Annotated in this window: 1 protein-coding gene; it reads right to left on the reverse strand. The window is 73.4% G+C overall.

Annotation, left to right across the window (positions count from 1 at the left end):
- A partial coding sequence (locus ACH4F6_RS39950; protein WP_397965595.1) for a polyketide synthase dehydratase domain-containing protein occupies positions 1-1498 on the reverse strand: 1498 nt, incomplete at both ends.

The following is a 1498-nucleotide window of genomic DNA, read 5'->3' on the forward strand; positions in this document are numbered from 1 at the left end:
CCGTACCGCTCCACCAGATGCCGCACCACCACCCGGCCCAACGTCCCCGTCGCACCGGTCACCAACACCGTGCCTTCCGGACCGAACGCCGGGCCAGTGGTCGCCGTGGCGTCCTGCGTGACCCGTGTCAGACGCGGCACCGACAACCCGTCGTCGCTCACCCGTACACAGGGCTCACCGCTGGCTACCGCGGCCCTCAGCGCCTCCTCCTCACAGTCGGTTTCCGCCTCGACGAGCAGGACCCGCCCCGGGTGCTCCGCCTGAACCGACCGCACCAACCCGCCGACCGCGGCTCCCGCCGCGTCACCGGAGGCCGTCACCACCACCACACGCCCGTCGCCGGCCAGCCGGTCCTGCAGCTGAGCCAACACCGTGGTCACGGCCTCCTCCACGGCATCACCCGCGGACACCCGCACCACCACCGCGTCGAGAGAGGCCCCGTCGGCGGCGGCTTCCGTCTCCAGGGGGACCCAGCGCACCGTGTGCAGGGGTCGCCTCGTCAGGGGGGCGACGCCCCGCGCGTCGATCGCTCGCATCGCCAGCGAGGAGACGTCGGCGACGACCTCTCCCGCCGAGTCGGTGAGCGTGATCGCTGCCCCGCCGTCCGTGCGCCGCAACCGGGCCCGCAGCACCGTCGCGCCGTGCGCCCGGAGCCGTACGCCGGTGAAGGAGAAGGGCACCTGGGCAGAGCCGCCGTCGGCGAGACCGTCCAGGGCCAGGACGTGCAGCACGGCGTCGAGAAGCGCCGGGTGCAGGCCGCAGCGGGCGGCGTCGGCGCGCTGTGCCTCGGCGATCTCGACCTCGGCGTAGAAGTCGGCGCCCGAGGACCAGACGGCCCGCAGCCCCTGGAAAGCGGGGCCGTAGGCGTAGCCGTCGTCGGCCAGACGGGAGTAGGCGTCGGCCAGGTCCAGCGGTACGGTGCCCGTCGGCAGCCACTCGAAGGCGTGTGGTGGCCGGGGGGCGGCCGGGGCGATCACGCCCGTCGCGTGACACGTCCACGGGTGGTCGTGCTCACCGTCCCGTTCGGCCGGGCGGGCGTGGATGGCCAGGGCTCGATGGCCCTGCTCGTCGGCTCCCTGCACCACCACATGGATCTGGACCGCTCCCTGCGGGGGCAGGACGAGCGGTCGTTCCAGGGTGAGTTCGACGACCTCCTCGCAGTCGGCGGCTCGTGCGGCCTGGAGGGCGAATTCGAGGAAGGCCGTGCCGGGCAGAAGAGTCGTGCCCGCGATGACGTGATCCGCCAGCCATGGGTGAGTGCGCAGCGAGAGCAGACCGCTGAGCAGCAGACCTTCTCCCTCGGCCGGCGTGACCAATGCTCCCAGCAGCGGGTGGTCGGCGGTGCCCGCCAGACCGAATCGACGGGCATCGCCCACGGGGGCGTGCGGCGCCAGCCAGTAGGGGCGGTGGTCGAAGGGGTAGGTGGGCAGGTCGACGGTGGCGGCGGGGGTCCGGGTGAACCACGCCGGCCAGTCGACGTCCGTGCCTGTCACGTGGG

The organism is Streptomyces sp. NPDC017936 (assembly GCF_044328485.1).
Lineage (GTDB): Bacteria > Actinomycetota > Actinomycetes > Streptomycetales > Streptomycetaceae > Streptomyces.